Origin of the sequence: Cytobacillus sp. OWB-43, assembly GCF_034651445.1 — a bacterium.
In the GTDB taxonomy this organism is placed as follows: Bacteria; Bacillota; Bacilli; order Bacillales; family Cytobacillaceae; genus Cytobacillus; species Cytobacillus kochii.
In genome coordinates this window covers 1,718,585-1,735,328 of record NZ_JAYEFF010000001.1, presented here as the reverse complement: position 1 = coordinate 1,735,328, position 16,744 = coordinate 1,718,585, and the positions used below count along the sequence as shown (strand labels likewise).

General features: G+C 36.1%; 16 protein-coding genes. 15 read left to right on the top strand and 1 reads right to left on the bottom strand.

What is annotated here, in order from left to right; genetic code table 11:
- The first annotated feature begins 283 nt into the window (after positions 1-283).
- The 15 genes from U9M49_RS08545 to U9M49_RS08475 all read left to right on the top strand — a co-directional run bounded on the left by U9M49_RS08545 (position 284) and on the right by U9M49_RS08475 (position 15,731).
- Positions 284-682 (top strand): cytidine deaminase, encoded by a 399-nt coding sequence (locus tag U9M49_RS08545; protein WP_224935947.1) that lies wholly within the window; start codon positions 284-286, stop codon positions 680-682.
- On the top strand, positions 675-1,586 hold the full coding sequence (gene era / locus U9M49_RS08540) for a GTPase Era (RefSeq protein WP_307312867.1): 912 nt from the start codon (positions 675-677) through the stop codon (positions 1,584-1,586). Before U9M49_RS08545 ends, era begins: the two co-directional genes overlap by 8 nt.
- Before the next feature lie 147 nt (positions 1,587-1,733).
- On the top strand, positions 1,734-1,877 hold the full coding sequence (locus tag U9M49_RS08535) for a YqzL family protein (protein WP_095372529.1): 144 nt from the start codon (positions 1,734-1,736) through the stop codon (positions 1,875-1,877).
- Positions 1,878-1,906: 29 nt separating this feature from the next.
- Positions 1,907-2,662 (top strand): DNA repair protein RecO, encoded by a 756-nt coding sequence (gene recO, locus U9M49_RS08530; protein ID WP_095372530.1) that lies wholly within the window; start codon positions 1,907-1,909, stop codon positions 2,660-2,662.
- Between the two features lie 372 nt (positions 2,663-3,034).
- Positions 3,035-3,925 (top strand): glycine--tRNA ligase subunit alpha, encoded by an 891-nt coding sequence (glyQ, locus tag U9M49_RS08525; RefSeq protein WP_095372531.1) that lies wholly within the window; start codon positions 3,035-3,037, stop codon positions 3,923-3,925.
- A complete protein-coding gene (gene glyS / locus U9M49_RS08520; RefSeq protein WP_322909604.1) occupies positions 3,918-5,987 on the top strand; it encodes a glycine--tRNA ligase subunit beta in 2,070 nt (689 codons plus the stop codon). The genes glyQ and glyS overlap by 8 nt, the downstream gene beginning before the upstream one ends.
- Positions 5,988-6,203: 216 nt before the next feature.
- Positions 6,204-6,824 carry a helix-turn-helix transcriptional regulator gene (locus U9M49_RS08515; protein WP_225230375.1) on the top strand — a complete coding sequence of 207 codons (621 nt, stop codon included), beginning with the start codon at positions 6,204-6,206 and terminating at the stop codon, positions 6,822-6,824.
- A gap of 33 nt (positions 6,825-6,857) precedes the next feature.
- Positions 6,858-7,676 carry a pyruvate, water dikinase regulatory protein gene (locus tag U9M49_RS08510; RefSeq protein WP_095372534.1) on the top strand — a complete coding sequence of 273 codons (819 nt, stop codon included), beginning with the start codon at positions 6,858-6,860 and terminating at the stop codon, positions 7,674-7,676.
- Positions 7,677-8,020: 344 nt separating this feature from the next.
- Positions 8,021-8,455, top strand: coding sequence for a YaiI/YqxD family protein (locus U9M49_RS08505; RefSeq protein ID WP_095372535.1), 435 nt, complete (start codon positions 8,021-8,023; stop codon positions 8,453-8,455).
- A gap of 44 nt (positions 8,456-8,499) precedes the next feature.
- Entirely contained in the window at positions 8,500-10,320 is a 1,821-nt protein-coding gene (dnaG, locus tag U9M49_RS08500) for a DNA primase (protein WP_307312872.1), read from the top strand.
- Positions 10,321-10,442: 122 nt separating this feature from the next.
- Positions 10,443-11,570, top strand: coding sequence for an RNA polymerase sigma factor RpoD (gene rpoD / locus U9M49_RS08495; protein ID WP_095372537.1), 1,128 nt, complete (start codon positions 10,443-10,445; stop codon positions 11,568-11,570).
- 418 nt (positions 11,571-11,988) lie between these two features.
- The gene (locus U9M49_RS08490; protein WP_095372538.1) at positions 11,989-13,128 is read left to right on the top strand and encodes an acyl-CoA dehydrogenase family protein; all 1,140 of its coding nucleotides are present in this window, start codon (positions 11,989-11,991) and stop codon (positions 13,126-13,128) included.
- A 351-nt stretch (positions 13,129-13,479) separates the two neighbouring features.
- On the top strand, positions 13,480-13,833 hold the full coding sequence (gene cccA / locus U9M49_RS08485; protein ID WP_095372539.1) for a cytochrome c550: 354 nt from the start codon (positions 13,480-13,482) through the stop codon (positions 13,831-13,833).
- An 81-nt stretch (positions 13,834-13,914) separates the two neighbouring features.
- Positions 13,915-14,619, top strand: coding sequence for a tRNA (adenine(22)-N(1))-methyltransferase (locus U9M49_RS08480; protein WP_307312877.1), 705 nt, complete (start codon positions 13,915-13,917; stop codon positions 14,617-14,619).
- A complete protein-coding gene (locus U9M49_RS08475; RefSeq protein WP_322909603.1) occupies positions 14,616-15,731 on the top strand; it encodes a Nif3-like dinuclear metal center hexameric protein in 1,116 nt (371 codons plus the stop codon). Before U9M49_RS08480 ends, U9M49_RS08475 begins: the two co-directional genes overlap by 4 nt.
- Positions 15,732-15,775: 44 nt before the next feature.
- Here the strand turns inward: U9M49_RS08475 and U9M49_RS08470 are convergent, their stop codons facing one another.
- The gene (locus U9M49_RS08470; RefSeq protein ID WP_095372542.1) at positions 15,776-16,732 is read right to left on the bottom strand and encodes a 4-hydroxy-3-methylbut-2-enyl diphosphate reductase; all 957 of its coding nucleotides are present in this window, start codon (positions 16,730-16,732) and stop codon (positions 15,776-15,778) included.
- Positions 16,733-16,744: the final 12 nt, after the last annotated feature.

Below are 16,744 nucleotides of genomic sequence, written 5' to 3'. Positions count from 1 at the left end.
CATTTGCTTTATTTGTTTTAAATAAGTACAAGATAGTATAAAAATTAGTTTGATTCATGAAAAATAGATTTTCATTTTCTTGATTTCAGTGAAATGAAGATAAAACCGTTTGTATAGTAAGCATGATTAAGCTAAAATGACAAAGCATAAGAAATTTATTAAATGGGCTTATTTACTGAAAATTCAATTATTTTATTACAAAATGACAACAACCCATGATTTTACAAAAAAAATAGTGTAAAATAAAAGAAGGCAATCGGCCATTTCAGAAAGGAAGAAACAATTGAACATTGATAAACTAATCGAAGAAGCGAAAATAGCAAGGGACCGGGCATATGTACCGTATTCAAAATTTAAAGTTGGTGCTGCACTTTTGGCAGTAGATGGTACAGTTTTCCACGGATGTAATATAGAGAATGCCGCATATAGTATGTGTAATTGTGCTGAAAGAACGGCGCTTTTTAAAGCATATTCTGATGGCGTAACAGAATTTAAAATGTTAGCAGTTGTTGCAGATACTGACAGACCAGTATCACCATGTGGCGCGTGCAGGCAGGTAATCTCTGAATTATGTTCAAAAGAGATGCCGGTGGTTCTAACAAACTTAAACGGAGATACACAACAATTAACAGTAGAGCAACTATTACCAGGAGCTTTTTCATCGGAGGATTTACATGAATAATCAACAAGGACATCAATCAGGGTTTATTTCCATTATCGGCAGACCAAATGTAGGAAAGTCTACACTACTTAACCGTGTCATTGGACAAAAAATTGCGATTATGAGTGATAAACCACAAACAACAAGAAACAAAGTACAAGGTGTGCTCACAACAAATGATGCACAGTATATTTTTATCGATACACCAGGAATTCATAAGCCTAAGCATAAATTAGGCGATTTTATGATGAAAGTTGCACAAAATACGCTAAAAGAAGTCGATGCCATTATATTTATGGTGAATGCTGAAGAAGGGTTTGGCAGAGGGGAAGAATTCATTATAGAAAAGTTCCAATCAGTCAAAACACCTGTTTTTCTTGTCATCAATAAAATTGACAAAATTCACCCAGATGCACTATTGTCTGTCATTGAATCTTATAAAGAGAAATATAACTTCTGTGAAATTGTGCCGATATCCGCTTTAGAAGGGAATAATGTTGATCGCCTTCTAGAGCAGCTTAAGGAATATTTACCAGAGGGGCCGCAATACTATCCTGCTGATCAAGTAACAGATCATCCGGAGAGGTTTATTATTTCCGAATTGATACGAGAAAAGGCTTTACATTTAACCCGAGAAGAGATTCCTCACTCATTAGCGGTTGTAATTGATAAGATTGAGCGGCAAGAAAAGAAGGATATCATTCATGTCATGGCTACGATTATTGTAGAAAGAGATTCTCAAAAGGGTATTGTTATTGGTAAACAAGGGAAAATGCTCAAAGAGGTCGGACAACGAGCAAGAGTAGATATAGAAAATCTCATGGGAAGTAAGGTTTTCCTCGAATTATGGGTGAAAGTTCAAAAAGATTGGCGTAACAAAATGACCCAGTTAAGAGACTTTGGATTTAGGGAAGATGAATATTAAACCTGTCAACATAGGTTATTGGTGAAATCAAAGAATTATGCATCCATTTAATTAACAATTTTTTCGTCTTATGATTTTCAGAAGACAGGCTATGATAAGAGTATAGATTTAATTGCTAGTAAAAACACAATAAAGGTGGGGTTATCTATGAAAGATTTTACCTGGAAAGTGTTTTCCCAAACAGGTAATATTGACACATATCTTCTTTTTAAAGAAATTGAAAAAGATTACCATGATATACCCGTAGAACAAGATGAAGAACTAGCAGAATTTGATTTTCCGATTTCATAGGTTGTCATCGTATAAGGATGGTGACATCGATGCTTGAAAAATGTGAAGGCATTGTCATTAGAACAGTCAATTATGGCGAAACAAATAAAATTGTCACACTCTTTACAAGAGAGTGGGGAAAGGTTGGTGTGATGGCACGCGGCGCAAAAAAGCCAAATAGTCGGCTTGCTGCTGTCACCCAGCCTTTTACTTATGGCACTTACTTAATACAAAGAAGCAGAGGGCTTGGGACCCTTCAACAAGGTGAAATTTCACTTTCGATGCGGAGCATAAAAGAAGATATTTTCCTTACAGCTTATGTAAGTTACATAGTAGACTTACTGGATAAAGGAACGGAAGAGAAGAAGCCTAATCCTTATCTTTTCGAACTTGTATTTAGATGCATACAAGCAATTGATGAAGGATATGATGCTGAGATTCTAACACATATTTTCGAAATGAAAATGCTCGGCTTATTTGGCTTATATCCTGAGCTTAATCATTGTGCCGTCTGTCAACGAACGGAAGGAACATTTGCTTTTTCTATTAGCCAAAATGGCTTCATTTGTCATCATTGTTTGGATAAAGATCCCTATCATTTAAAGCTTTCTCCTGCTACCGTTAGATTACTTCGCATTTTTTATTACATGGACTTGTCAAGGCTTGGGAATATATCTGTAAAAGAACAAACCAAACTTGAATTGAAAAAGGTAATAGAAACATACTATGATGAGTATGCAGGCTTGCAATTAAAAACAAAAAGGTTTTTAAATCAAATGAACAATATGAAGGGTTTCATGCAATAATAAGTAAAAGTAAGCTATTGACTTTCGAAAGAAATTCAGCTATTATTTCATTAAATTATAGCTATGTTTAGCAATGAAGGAGAAAAGTACTTCACTCCCTCTATACAAGCGACTCTAGGAGAGTGTGAGCTAGGGAATAGAAAGTGAACGAAGGGCGCTCTGGAGCAACAGGTGAAGTAAAAGAGGCTACGTAAAAGTAAGTAGCAAATAGGGTGGAACCGCGGGTTAACTCTCGTCCCTATGTCTTAATTAAAGGCATAGAGACGAGAGTTTTTTATGCTTTTAAAAGAAAAAATACTTGTCGAAAAGCAAGTGTTTATCTAATGTAGATACCGGTCTTTGGTGACTGAAAAGGAAAGAAAGAGGTGGCTTATGAATATTCAAAATATGATTTTAACGTTGCAAAAGCATTGGTCAGATCAAGGATGTATCTTGATGCAAGCTTATGATACTGAAAAAGGTGCGGGTACAATGAGCCCGTATACATTTTTAAGAGCGATTGGACCTGAACCGTGGAATGTAGCTTATGTAGAGCCTTCTAGAAGACCAGCAGACGGCAGATATGGTGAAAATCCAAACCGTCTCTATCAGCATCATCAATTCCAAGTAATAATGAAGCCTTCACCAGATAATATCCAAGAGCTTTATTTAGCTTCTTTAGAAGCATTAGGTATTGATCCGTTAAAGCATGATATCCGCTTTGTTGAAGATAATTGGGAAAACCCGTCTTTAGGCTGTGCTGGACTCGGTTGGGAAGTATGGCTTGATGGTATGGAAATTACGCAATTTACTTACTTCCAACAAGTCGGAGGATTAGAGTGTAAGCCTGTTTCTGTTGAGATTACATATGGTATTGAAAGGCTTGCCTCTTATATTCAAGATAAGGAAAATGTATTTGAATTAGAATGGACAGAAGGTTTTACTGTCAGAGATATTTTTGGGCAACCCGAATATGAGCATTCAAAGTATACATTCGAAACTTCAGATGTAGATATGTTATTTAATCTCTTTAATATTTATGAAAAAGAAGCTCATCGCCAAATGGAGGTAGGACTCGTTCATCCTGCATATGATTATGTTCTTAAGTGTTCGCACACATTCAACTTATTAGATGCAAGAGGAGCGATTTCTGTCACTGAGAGAACGGGCTATATTGGTCGATGTCGTACACTTGCTCGAAAAATTGCTAAAACCTTTTATGAAGAACGTGAGAAATTAGGATTTCCGATGATACAAGAAAAGGAGGGGGAAGACCATGAGTAAACAAGATCTCCTATTAGAAATTGGCTTAGAAGAAATGCCAGCCCGTTTTGTAACAGATAGCATGAACCAATTATCGGATAAAGTAAAGGCTTGGTTAGTAGAAAAAGGTATTCAATTTTCAGGGATGAAAGCATACTCTACGCCTAGAAGATTAGCTGTACTTGTAGAAGATGTTGAGGAAGCACAGGAAGATGTCCATGAAGAAGCAAAAGGCCCGGCAAAAAAAATTGCACTGAATGACCAAGGTGAGTGGACAAAAGCAGCGATTGGCTTTAGTAGAGGTCAAGGAGCGACGCCTGATGATATTTTCTTTAAAGAAATTAAAGGTGTGGAATATGCACATGTTAAAACCTTTACTAAAGGACAAGAAACGCTGAAATTACTTCCTGAATTAAAAGAGCTCATTCTTTCTATGCATTTCCCAAAGAATATGAAATGGGCAGACAAAGAAATGCGCTTCATTAGACCAATTAAATGGTTAGTGGCAATGTTCGGTGAAAAGGTGGTTCCTTTTGAAATAACAGATGTACAAACAGGTAATACATCTAGAGGGCATCGTTTTTTAGGAAAAGATGTTATTACGAATCCTAAATCATACGAAAAAGCTCTGCTTGCAGAATATGTGATTGTAGATGCTGTGGAAAGAAAAGAAGCCATTCGTAAGCAAATCGATAAATTAGAAGAAGAACAAAATTGGCTCGTCCCAATTGATGAAGACTTACTTGAAGAAGTAAATAACTTAGTAGAGTATCCTACTGCTTTATTCGGCAGTTTTGAAGAGGAGTATTTATCATTACCAGAGGAAGTGCTTGTGACTTCGATGAAAGAACATCAGCGTTATTTTCCTGTTAAATCGAAAAGTGGAGACTTATTACCTCAATTTATAACAGTGAGAAATGGTGGCCACGAACATTTGGATAATGTCGCTCGAGGAAATGAAAAAGTGCTACGAGCAAGATTATCAGATGCAGCATTTTTCTATAATGAAGACCAAAAAACATCCATTGAAACTTCTTTGAAAAAATTAGAAAAAATCGTTTATCATGAAGAAATTGGAACGATGTCTGAGAAAGTAGGACGTGTACGAGCATTAACGAATCATATCGCTCAATTATTATCACTTTCATCAGAGGATAAAAAAGTAGCAGACAGGGCTGCAGAAATTTGTAAGTTTGACCTTGTGACACAAATGGTTTATGAATTTCCAGAACTTCAAGGGTTCATGGGTGAGAAATATGCCTTGCAAAAAGGAGAAGATGCTGTAGTAGCTCAGGCTATTAATGAACATTATATGCCAAGAAACGCACATGATTCTACTGCAAAATCTGTCCCTGGAGCGATTTTATCTATTGCAGAAAAATTAGATACGATTGTTTCTTGTTTTGCAATCGGGATTATTCCAAGTGGTTCACAAGACCCGTATGCGCTAAGAAGACAAGCGACTGGAATCGTTCAAACATTGTTGAATATGAATTGGGAGATTTCGTTTGAGGAGTTAATTAATCAAGCTATCCACCTTACAGAAAATGCTGGCATTAATAAGCAAGAGAATGAGAAAATAAAAGAAGAGTTAATAGCCTTTTTCCGCTTAAGAATAAAGTATATATTACAAGAAAAAGCCATTCGCTATGATTTAATTGATGCTGTGTTAGGCAGTGCATTAACATCGGTCCCAGCGATTATTGAAAGGGCAAAAGTTCTTCATTCAAACAAGGATAATGACAGTTTCAAGGGTGAAATAGAAGCATTAAGTAGGGTATTGAATATCGCTCAAAAAGCAGAAAGTATGGAAGATGTTCAAATAGAGCTATTTGAGAATGAAGATGAGCATAAGCTATATAATAAATACATTGAAGTAAGAAATAACCTTGATGAAACAACGAATGCAGAGGTTTATTTTAACTATCTTATATCATTAAAACCAGAAATTGATATGTATTTTGAACATACAATGGTAATGGCTGAAGATCCAAAAGTGAAAGCGAATCGTTTAAGCTTTATGGCCCATTTAGCAACGATGATACAATCGTTTGCACAAATGAATCATATACTTGTGAAATGATTTAAATGGAAAGAACCGTTAAATGCTGCCATATGGTTCTTTCCACCCTTTCTCATTTACTTCAACAAGCAAATTCTTTTCATTTCTGAGAAATAGTATATAATAATTATATAAAAGTATAACCTTATTGCTCGTTCATAATTTGCTTATTTGGGGAAACGTCTACATATGCATAGGTTTACTTAGAAGACGCTCCAACTCAAGGTGGTGAGATCAATGGAACTCAATAAACGGCAGGAAAAAATATTAGAAATAGTGAAAGATAATGGTCCAATTACAGGGGAACATATCGCTGATCAATTACATTTAACAAGAGCTACGCTTCGTCCGGATTTAGCTATTTTAACAATGGCTGGCTATTTAGACGCAAGACCAAGAGTAGGATATTTCTATACAGGAAAAACGGGTGCTCAACTTTTAACTGAGAATATGAAAAAGTTATTTGTGAAGGATTATCAATCAATTCCAGTTGTTATTAGTGAAAATACTTCAGTTTATGATGCCATTGTCACAATGTTTTTAGAGGATGTTGGCACATTATTTGTAGTTGACAAGGACTCTTTACTTGTAGGTGTATTATCTAGAAAAGATTTGTTAAGAGCCAGTATCGGAAAGCAAGAGCTCGGCGCACTACCAGTAAATATCATTATGACGAGGATGCCAAATATCACAATGTGTAAGAAAGAAGACTTACTTATTGATGTAGCGCAACAACTCATTGATAAGCAAATTGATGGTATGCCCGTTGTGAAGGAAGCTGATAAAGGCTTTGAGGTTATTGGAAGAATAACAAAAACTAATTTAACAAAAGCATTTGTTGCACTAGCGGGTGAATAAGTAAAGCTCAAATAAGGAGTTGATTATGCTAGTATGGGTAATATGCCAATTATTTATGTAGTTTCTGATTCTGTTGGTGAAACGGCTGAGCTTGTCATAAAGGCGGCTGCAAGTCAGTTCAATAATGGGGATGTAAGAATTAAACGTTTTCCATACGTCGAGGAACAAGCTCATATCGATGAAGTGGTCGCTTTAGCTAAACTCGACAAAGGATTCATAGCATATACGTTAGTGAAGCCACATATACGTAATTATATGCTTGAAACAGCTAAAAAAGAAAATATCTTCGCCTACGATATTATCGGGCCGATAATGGATCAAATTCAAAATAATTATGGAAATGAACCATTGTATGAACCGGGTGTAGTGAGGAAATTAGATGATGATTACTTCAAGAAGATAGAAGCAATTGAATTTGCCGTTAAATATGATGATGGTAGAGATCCTAGGGGGATTTTAAAGGCTGATATCGTTTTAATAGGGGTCTCTCGGACATCGAAAACACCATTATCACAATATTTAGCTCATAAAAGGTTAAAAGTGGCGAACGTGCCGCTTGTACCAGAAGTCGACCCTCCTGAAGAGTTATTCCTCGTACCAAAAGAGAAGTGTTTTGGTTTGAAGATTAGCCCGGAAAAATTAAATCATATTAGAAGAGAAAGGCTTATTTCTTTAGGACTTAGTGATAGCGCAAGTTATGCAAATATAGAAAGAATTAAAGATGAGATTTCATATTTTGATCGCATTGTAAATCAGATAGGTTGTTCAGTGATTGATGTAACAAACAAAGCGGTTGAAGAAACAGCAAATCTTGTACTAGATCATTATCGTAAAAATCTTTTAAAGGATTAGCACATAATGTAATTGATTATGTGCCTTTTCTTTGTACATTCCAGATTAAAATGTATGCCATTGCCATTTTGCTGAATAAATAGGCTAGCGCTAGTAGAAACATTCTATATAAAACATATGTCTGGAAATTATCTATTTTATATATTATAATAAAAAATCGTGATAAAAAATGATAAAATAGGTTTAGACTTGACTTTTAACGAATAAACTATTTATTGGGAGAAGTCAAGGGAATTATATAAAAAAAATTCGACAATCCTTCCATTATAAAGAAATTTCTTTATAAGGAGGAAATACTGGAGTGATGTAGAATTATAAGAACATCAGACGAACCAACCATCTTAGTGGATGCGGATGCCTGTCCGGTTAAGCAGGAAATTGTCGAATTGGCCAATATTCATTCGGTTGCTTACAAGTTCATTGCATCCTATGCACATATGAAAACAGAGTATCGCTCAGATGAGTGGACATTCGTGGATTCCAGTAAAGAAGCTGTCGACTTATATATCCAAAATTACTCCAAACGAGGAGATGTGGTAATTACCCAGGATATAGGTCTTGCTTCTACACTCCTGTTAAATGGTGTTCATGTTTTATCGCCAAGGGGTAATGTATATGAGGAAGGTCATATTCATACAGCATTAGATATGCGATACCTATCGGCGAAAGCACGGCGTCAAGGTGTTTATGGAAAAGGACCAAAACCGTTCAAGGAAGAAGACCGACAGCGATTTAAGAAAGAACTGACAAAAATATTGTCGAAAATTGAAGGATTTTAGCTTTTTTTCTAGAATACTTCTTTATGTAGTGGGGAGTTGTCGTTATGGCAGAACGTATTCCTGAAGAAAAGATTGATCAAATTCGAAATTCAGTTGATATTGTTGATGTTATTGGAGATTATGTGAATTTAACGAAGCAAGGCCGAAATTATTTTGGACTTTGCCCTTTTCATGGAGAGAATACACCATCATTTTCCGTATCTCCTGATAAGCAAATTTATCATTGCTTTGGTTGTCATGCAGGAGGAAACGCTTTTTCATTCTTAATGGATTTAGAAGGTTTTTCTTTTCAAGAAGCTGTTGTCAACTTAGCAGAGAAAGCAAATATCCCTCTTGATATTGACGTTTCTTCACATGACAAAAACGTGAAACAGTCACCTGAATTGCAACAAATGTATGATGCGCATGAATTATTATGTAAATTCTACCACCATTTACTAGTAAACACAAAGGATGGTCAAGAAGCGTTAGAATACCTTTTAAAACGTGGATTTACAATGGAGTCAATTGAGAAGTATAAAATTGGCTATTCACTAAATTCATGGGACTTTGTCTGTAAATTTTTGCAGAAAAGAAAATTTCCCTTGGATCTCATGGAAAGAGCAGGTTTATTAATCAAAAGAGAGAGAGATGGTAACTTTTTTGATCGATTTCGCCATCGTATCATGTTTCCTATCCATAATGAAAAAGGGAATATTATTGCTTTTTCAGGAAGATCATTGGGGGAAGAAGACCCAAAATATTTAAATAGTCCTGAAACGGCCATTTTCAATAAGAGCAAAACGGTCTTTAATTTTAATCGAGCAAAGAAGCACATTAAAAAAGAGCAAAGAGCTGTTCTCTTTGAGGGATTTGCTGATGTCATTGCTGCTGATGCGGCTGGCGTCATTAATGGAATTGCTACGATGGGTACTTCGCTTACAGATGAACATGTACAATTAATTCGAAAAAGTACTGACCATGTGACGATCTGCTATGATGGGGATACAGCAGGAATTCAAGCAGCCAATCGTGCCTTAGATATGCTTCAATCAGTCGGTTGTAATGTGCGAATTGCTTGGCTTCCGGAAGAGCTTGACCCTGATGATTATATAAAGGAATATGGCGCAGAAAAGTTTAAAAATGAGGTTATTGAGGCTAGTCTTACTTATATGTCCTTTAAAATGAGATATTTAAGACTAGGAAAAAGGTTGAATGATGAAGGAGAACGGCTTCGTTATATAGAAGAAGTACTAACAGAAATCAGTCGTCTAACGAAAGCAGTAGAAAGAGATCATTATTTAAGACAAATGGCTAGCGAATTTTCGCTTTCATTAGATGCCCTACAACAGCAACAAAAACAAATATTTTATTCAATGCAAAAAAATACAAAAAATCAGCCACAGTCATTACCACAAGAACCGTTTTTATTACAACAAAAGTCAAATAATGTATTACGGCCAGCTTTTCAAAATGCCGAGCGTATGTTGTTGGCTCATATGATGAATAATCACGATATTACATTGAAGGTTCAGGAAATGTTAAGTGGCAATGAATTTAATGTGGATGAGCACCAAGCGATTTATACTTATCTTCTTGCATATTATGAAAGTGGTCATGTGCCTGATACAAGTAACTTTATGCAATTTATAAAAGACAAAGAGTTGCGGCATATTGTAGCAGATATTGTGATGATGCCTGTCAATGAAGATTTTACTGAAAAGGAATTATCTGATTATATTAAGCATGTGTTAAATCATCAAAAGATGATTAAAATAAAAGAAAAAATTCATGATGAAAAAGAAGCAGAACGTCAAAAGGACTATGCCAAAGCGGCATTAATTGCGATGGAGATTCTACAATTAAGAAAATCATTAGAAAAGTGATAATCTCTCATCGTGTTAATTATATTATAGACTGCATAAGCAAAAGCAAATGATTACCATAATAACCATTTAAGTGTTATGCTGTCCCAGAGGTTTGTGATTTTTTGGAAGGAGGGGGACAAATGGCTGAAAAATCGGCCCGTTCGAAAGAGGTTGAAACAGAATTGACCCTAGAACAAGCAAAAGAGCAGATTTTAGAAACAGGAAAGAAGACAGGTGTTCTCGCCTATGATGATATAGCAGAAAGATTGTCTCATTATGAGTTGGATTCTCATCAAATGGATGAGTTCTATGAATTCCTTGGTGATCAAGGTGTGGAACTAGTTGGTGATAATGATGACGATGCAGATCCCAATGCGCAAGAATTAGCAAAAAATGAAGAGGAATTTGATTTAAATGATTTAAGCGTACCTCCTGGAGTAAAAATTAACGACCCTGTAAGAATGTATTTAAAGGAAATTGGTCGTGTCGACCTACTAACAGCAGAAGAAGAGATTTCACTTGCAAATAAAATTGAGCAAGGCGACGAAGAAGCGAAGCGTCGTTTAGCGGAGGCTAACCTACGTCTCGTTGTAAGTATTGCCAAGCGATATGTCGGTCGTGGCATGCTGTTTTTAGATTTGATCCAGGAAGGGAATATGGGTCTTATAAAAGCAGTAGAGAAATTTGACTATCGTAAAGGTTTTAAATTTAGTACTTATGCAACATGGTGGATACGTCAAGCAATTACAAGAGCAATAGCTGACCAAGCAAGAACCATTCGAATTCCGGTTCACATGGTTGAAACAATTAATAAGTTAATTCGTGTTCAGCGCCAATTGCTACAAGACTTGGGCCGTGAACCTTCTCCAGAAGAAATTGCTGAAGACATGGATCTAACACCAGATAAAGTACGAGAAATTTTAAAAATTGCTCAAGAGCCAGTCTCATTAGAAACACCGATTGGTGAAGAGGATGATTCTCATCTTGGAGATTTCATAGAAGACCAAGACGCTACTTCTCCATCTGAGCATGCTGCCTACGAGCTGTTAAAAGAGCAGTTAGAAGATGTACTCGACACTTTAACAGACCGTGAAGAAAATGTACTTCGTCTTCGCTTTGGACTAGATGATGGAAGAACAAGGACGCTAGAAGAGGTTGGAAAGGTCTTTGGCGTCACGAGAGAAAGGATTCGTCAAATTGAAGCGAAAGCCCTTCGAAAATTAAGACATCCTAGCAGAAGTAAAAGACTGAAAGACTTTTTAGAATAGAATTCAATTCAGGATAGTTTACTCTAAATGGGTAAGCTATCTTTTTTTAGTGCAGTATTCACTTCTAGTGGTGTGGATAATTCCTTTATTTGTATATGATACCATATATTAATAAATAAACAAATGTACGGTAATATCCATACTTATATTTACAATTTATTTTACTGAATAGTTAATTATATTGCAAATTACTTTTTGTAAAAAATTCTTAAATTATTTATTATTTAGATAATTATTACTATATTGAGAAACAAAACATGAGAGTCATAAAGCGGTTTTATTTAGTTCTAATGTTTAAATCATTATTGAAACATAACTATGTACAATTTTAAATTTTTTAAATCTTGAGAATATTAGAGAGGTGATTATATAATAGGAATTGAAAGCGTATTCAAAAGTCATAAGAAGGAGGATTTATATGAATTTTGACCTTACATCTGAACAAAAGATGATTTTTAAAACGATTAAAGAGTTTGCAATGGAAGAAGTGGAACCTGGTGCATTGGAAAGAGACCGAACGAAAGAATTTCCATTGGAAGTGTTCAAGAAATTATCAGACCTGGGTATGATGGGCTTACCCTTTTCGGAAGAATATGGCGGTGGTGGAGCCGATACAATTAGTTTTGCAATCGTAACTGAAGAATTAAGTAAAGCATGCGCCTCAACAGGTATAACGTATTCGGCCCACATATCTTTGGGTGGCGCACCTCTGTCATTATTTGGTACCGAAGAACAAAAACATAAGTATTTAACACCTATTTGTACCGGTGAGAGTCTTGGTGCATTTGGTTTAACTGAACCGAATGCTGGCTCCGATGCTGGTGGGACAAGAACAACAGCAGTAGAAGAGAACGGGGAATATATCATCAATGGGAATAAGTGCTATATCACGAATGCGAGTTATGCAAAACATTTAGCCTTAACAGCTATCACTAGTATGAATGGTACGGATAAAGAAATTAGTGCGATTATTGTTCCTACCGATGCCAACGGTTTCACTGTATTGGATAATTATGAGAAGATGGGACTTAATGCATCTAATACGACTGAATTGATATTAGAAGACGTGCGCGTACCGACTGAGCACTTGCTCGGTAAAAAGGGTGATGGATTTAAGCAATTTTTAATCACTCTTGACGGAGGAAGAATTGGCATTGGTGCCATGGCAGTGGGCATTGCCCAAGCAGCATATGAGAAGGCGCTAAAGTATGCTAAAGAACGTGAACAATTTAGTAGAAAGTTATCTCATTTTCAAGCTATACAATTCAAACTAGCTGATATGGCGATGAAAATTGAATTGGCGAGAAATATGGTTTATAAAGCAGCTTGGTTAAAAGATCAAGGAAAACCGTTTTCCAAAGAAGCGGCAATGTGTAAGTTATATGCATCTGAGATTTGTATGGAAATCGCTGATCAGGCCGTTCAAATTCATGGTGGTTATGGCTATATGAAAGAATATCATGTAGAAAGATATATGCGTGATGGTAAGTTAACAGAAATTGGAGAAGGAACTTCAGAAATACAACGTATGGTGATTGCCAGACAGATTGGTTGTTAATAGGAGTATATTTTTTGCATTAAAGGAAAATGCTATCTAAGAATGGTTAGAGAGGGTGAATCTTTAGAGACTTTACGTGTATAAAATTACCCAAAACTATTTTTTAGATAGTTTTTCTTTTAAACAATACATGTTATACATAAAATATTTTTAAGGAATGAAAAGGGGTAAAATGGTAAAAAAATAAATGATAGGAAGTAAACTTTTTTGCCAGTTTATTAAAATAATTTTGAATTGCTGATAACAAATTCGTTTTAGGGCTTTTCCAATAGCGTTTTTTACAGTAAAATAGAGATTGTTTGTATATACTTACTTATATTGTGAAGTTCTTACATAAGGGAGGTTTAAACATTGAATCGTAATCCGTTAATACCGTTCGCTCTTATTGCTATCCTTGGGATTGGCGCAATGTTCCTTGTTTCATTTAAAGGATTAGGTGATCACAAAGAACTGACAAGTGAAGGGGACGAGGAAGCAACAGAAGAGGTAGCAGCGTCACCGGAGGAAATTTATCAACAATCTTGTATTGGCTGTCATGGTGACCAATATCAAGGTGGTGTAGGACCCGCACTAACGGGTGTTGGCGAGAGACTTTCAGAAGAAGAAATCGTTGATGTATTAACAAATGGTAAAGGTGCAATGCCAGGGGGACTTGTCTCTGGTAAAGAGCAAGAAATGGCTGAATGGTTAATGACATTGGAATAAACGAGTAAGTCCTTTGCATATGCAAGGGACTTTTTTTATACTATAATCAGAACTTAATACATAGAAGTGGTGGAAAAACGAATGAACACAAATCAATTATCTAATCGATTAAGAACAGTTGCTCAATATATACCAAAAGGTTCGAAAATAGCCGATATTGGCTCAGATCATGCTTACCTACCTTGTTATGCTGTTAAACAAGGGATTGCAAAAGAAGCGATTGCTGGTGAGGTTGTGGAAGGACCGTTTCAATCAGCGTTAGCACAAGTAAAAGCAGATAAATTAGAAGACAAAATCTCCGTGAGAAAAGGAAATGGACTTTCTGTTTTAACGGACGATGAAGTAGATGTAATAACAATTGCCGGTATGGGCGGAACATTGATTGCGTCCATTTTGGAAGAAGGTTCAGATCGCTTAGGTGGAGTAAAACGATTAATTCTCCAACCTAATATTAGTAGCATCTCTATCAGACTTTGGCTGCGTGAAAACGGATGGGCGTTAATAAATGAAGAAATAATCGAAGAAGATGAAAAAATTTATGAGATCTTAATCGCTGAGAAAGGCGATATCAATCGAGGATACGACGATTTAGAAGAAGGTCTTTTGTTAGGACCGTATTTATTACTTGAAAAATCGGCAGTTTTTATTAAAAAATGGAAACATGAACGAAAGAATTGGGAGAGAATAATTAGTCAAATCCAAGCAGCAAAATCATCAAATGAAAATAATGAAAAAATAGTTGCTTTACAGAAGAAAATAGCTATTGTTGGAGGGGTATTATCTTGAAGAAAGCAAATGGACATGAAATCATTCAATTATTTGAACAGTTTTCACCAAAAGCCTACGCAATGGAAGGAGATCCTATTGGGTTACAAATCGGTAGCTTGAACCAAAAAGTAAGCAAAGTAATGGTTGCACTTGATGTGTTAGAGGAAGTGGTTGATGAAGCAATTGACCAAGGTGTTAACTTAATTATTGCACACCATCCACCGATTTTCCGTCCTTTAAAGAAATTAGACAGTGATACACCTGCAGGAAGAATCTATACAAAATTAATTAAGCATGATATAGCCGTTTATGCAGCTCATACGAATTTGGATGTTGCTAATGGTGGTGTAAATGATTTATTAGCAACTGCACTTCAGATGAAAAATACAGAAGTCCTTGTACCAACATATGAAATACCCTTAATGAAACTTGCTGTTTATGTACCTGTAGAGAACGAGGAAGCAGTCAAGCAAGCTTTAGGTAATGCTGGTGCAGGTGCATTAGGTGATTATAGTCATTGTAGTTTTTCAAGTGAAGGGAATGGACAATTTTTACCAAGTAAGGGAGCAAATCCTCATATTGGCCAACCGGGTACACTTGAAAAGGTGAAAGAAAATAAAATTGAAGTAATATTCCCATCTAATTTAGAGAAGAAAGTTATCAAAGCAATGCTTGCGGCTCATCCATATGAAGAGGTGGCCTATGATCTTTATCCATTAGCTAATCAAGGAGAAGTTCTCGGACTCGGTAGATTAGGTGAAATTAAGGAAATGACCTTAGCACAGTTTGCAGAGCATGTGAAGGCGGTGTTGGATGTGCCTAGCGTGCGTGTGGTAGGAGATTTACAATCAGTTGTGAAAAAAGTAGCCGTTCTTGGTGGAGATGGCAATAAATATTATGCAAAAGCGAAGATGAAAGGTGCAGACGTTTACGTTACGGGAGATATGTATTATCATGTTGCGCATGATGCGATGCAAGCTGGTTTAAATATTATTGACCCTGGTCATAATGTCGAAAAAGTGATGAAATCAGGTGTTGCAGAATATATGAAGAAAAAATGTGCTGAAAAAGGGTTAGAGGTGGAGTTTATTGCTTCTAAAGTACATACGGATCCCTTTACATTTGTATAATTGAAGATAGAAAAAGCCATCTCCATTTGGAGATGGCTTTTTGCTTACTTTTGTACAACTTTTGGCTTTTTTATTTTTGGAAGAATTTTAGATAATGGTACTTTCTTTTCTGTAAGCCAAGTTGATTCTTCTTTTGGATCATACTGTTCAATAAAAGAAATCACTTCTTTTGTAATTGGTGTTGGTGTAGAGGCACCGGCCGTTACTGCAACCGTTTGAGCATCCTTAATCCAATCTAAATTAAGCTCGGAAATATCGCCAATACGGTAGGCTTTTGTGCCAGCAATTTCTTCGGAAACTTGAGCAAGCCTGTTCGAGTTATTACTTTTCGGATCCCCAACAACGATAAGGACATCTGCAGCCCCTGCTTGCTCTGCAACCGCTTCTTGACGTACTTGAGTAGCAAGACAAATTTCTTTATGAAATTCAGCTTGAGGATATTTCTCTTTGATTTCTTCCATGATATCGCCGACATCCCACTGGCTCATGGTTGTTTGATTTGTAACAAGAATTTTTTCATTTGTTAGTGTTAACGCTTGAACATCGTCAATCGTTTCAACTAAGTGAACGATCTCAGGTGCAACCCCAACCGCTCCTTCAGGTTCAGGATGTCCCTTTTTACCAATATATATAATTTGATAATTTTCGTCTTTCTTCTGACGAATTAAATCATGCGTGCTACTCACATCCGGGCAGGTAGCATCTAAAGTTACTAACCCTTTTTCTTTAGCTCTTTCTCGAATTTTAGGTGATACACCATGTGCTGTGAAGATAACCGTACCGCTTTGGACTTGGTCTAAAATATCGTCACGGTTTTTCCCATCTAAAGTAATAATGCCTTCTTCTTCAAATGCATCAGTCACGTGTTTGTTATGGACAATCATGCCAAGGATATAAATTGGCCTCGGTAAGGTTTTATCGAGTGATGCGTTTTTAGCAATCACCATTGCGTCTACTACACCATAGCAGTAGCCCCTTGGTGATATTTTGATGACGTTCATTGAATATCCTCC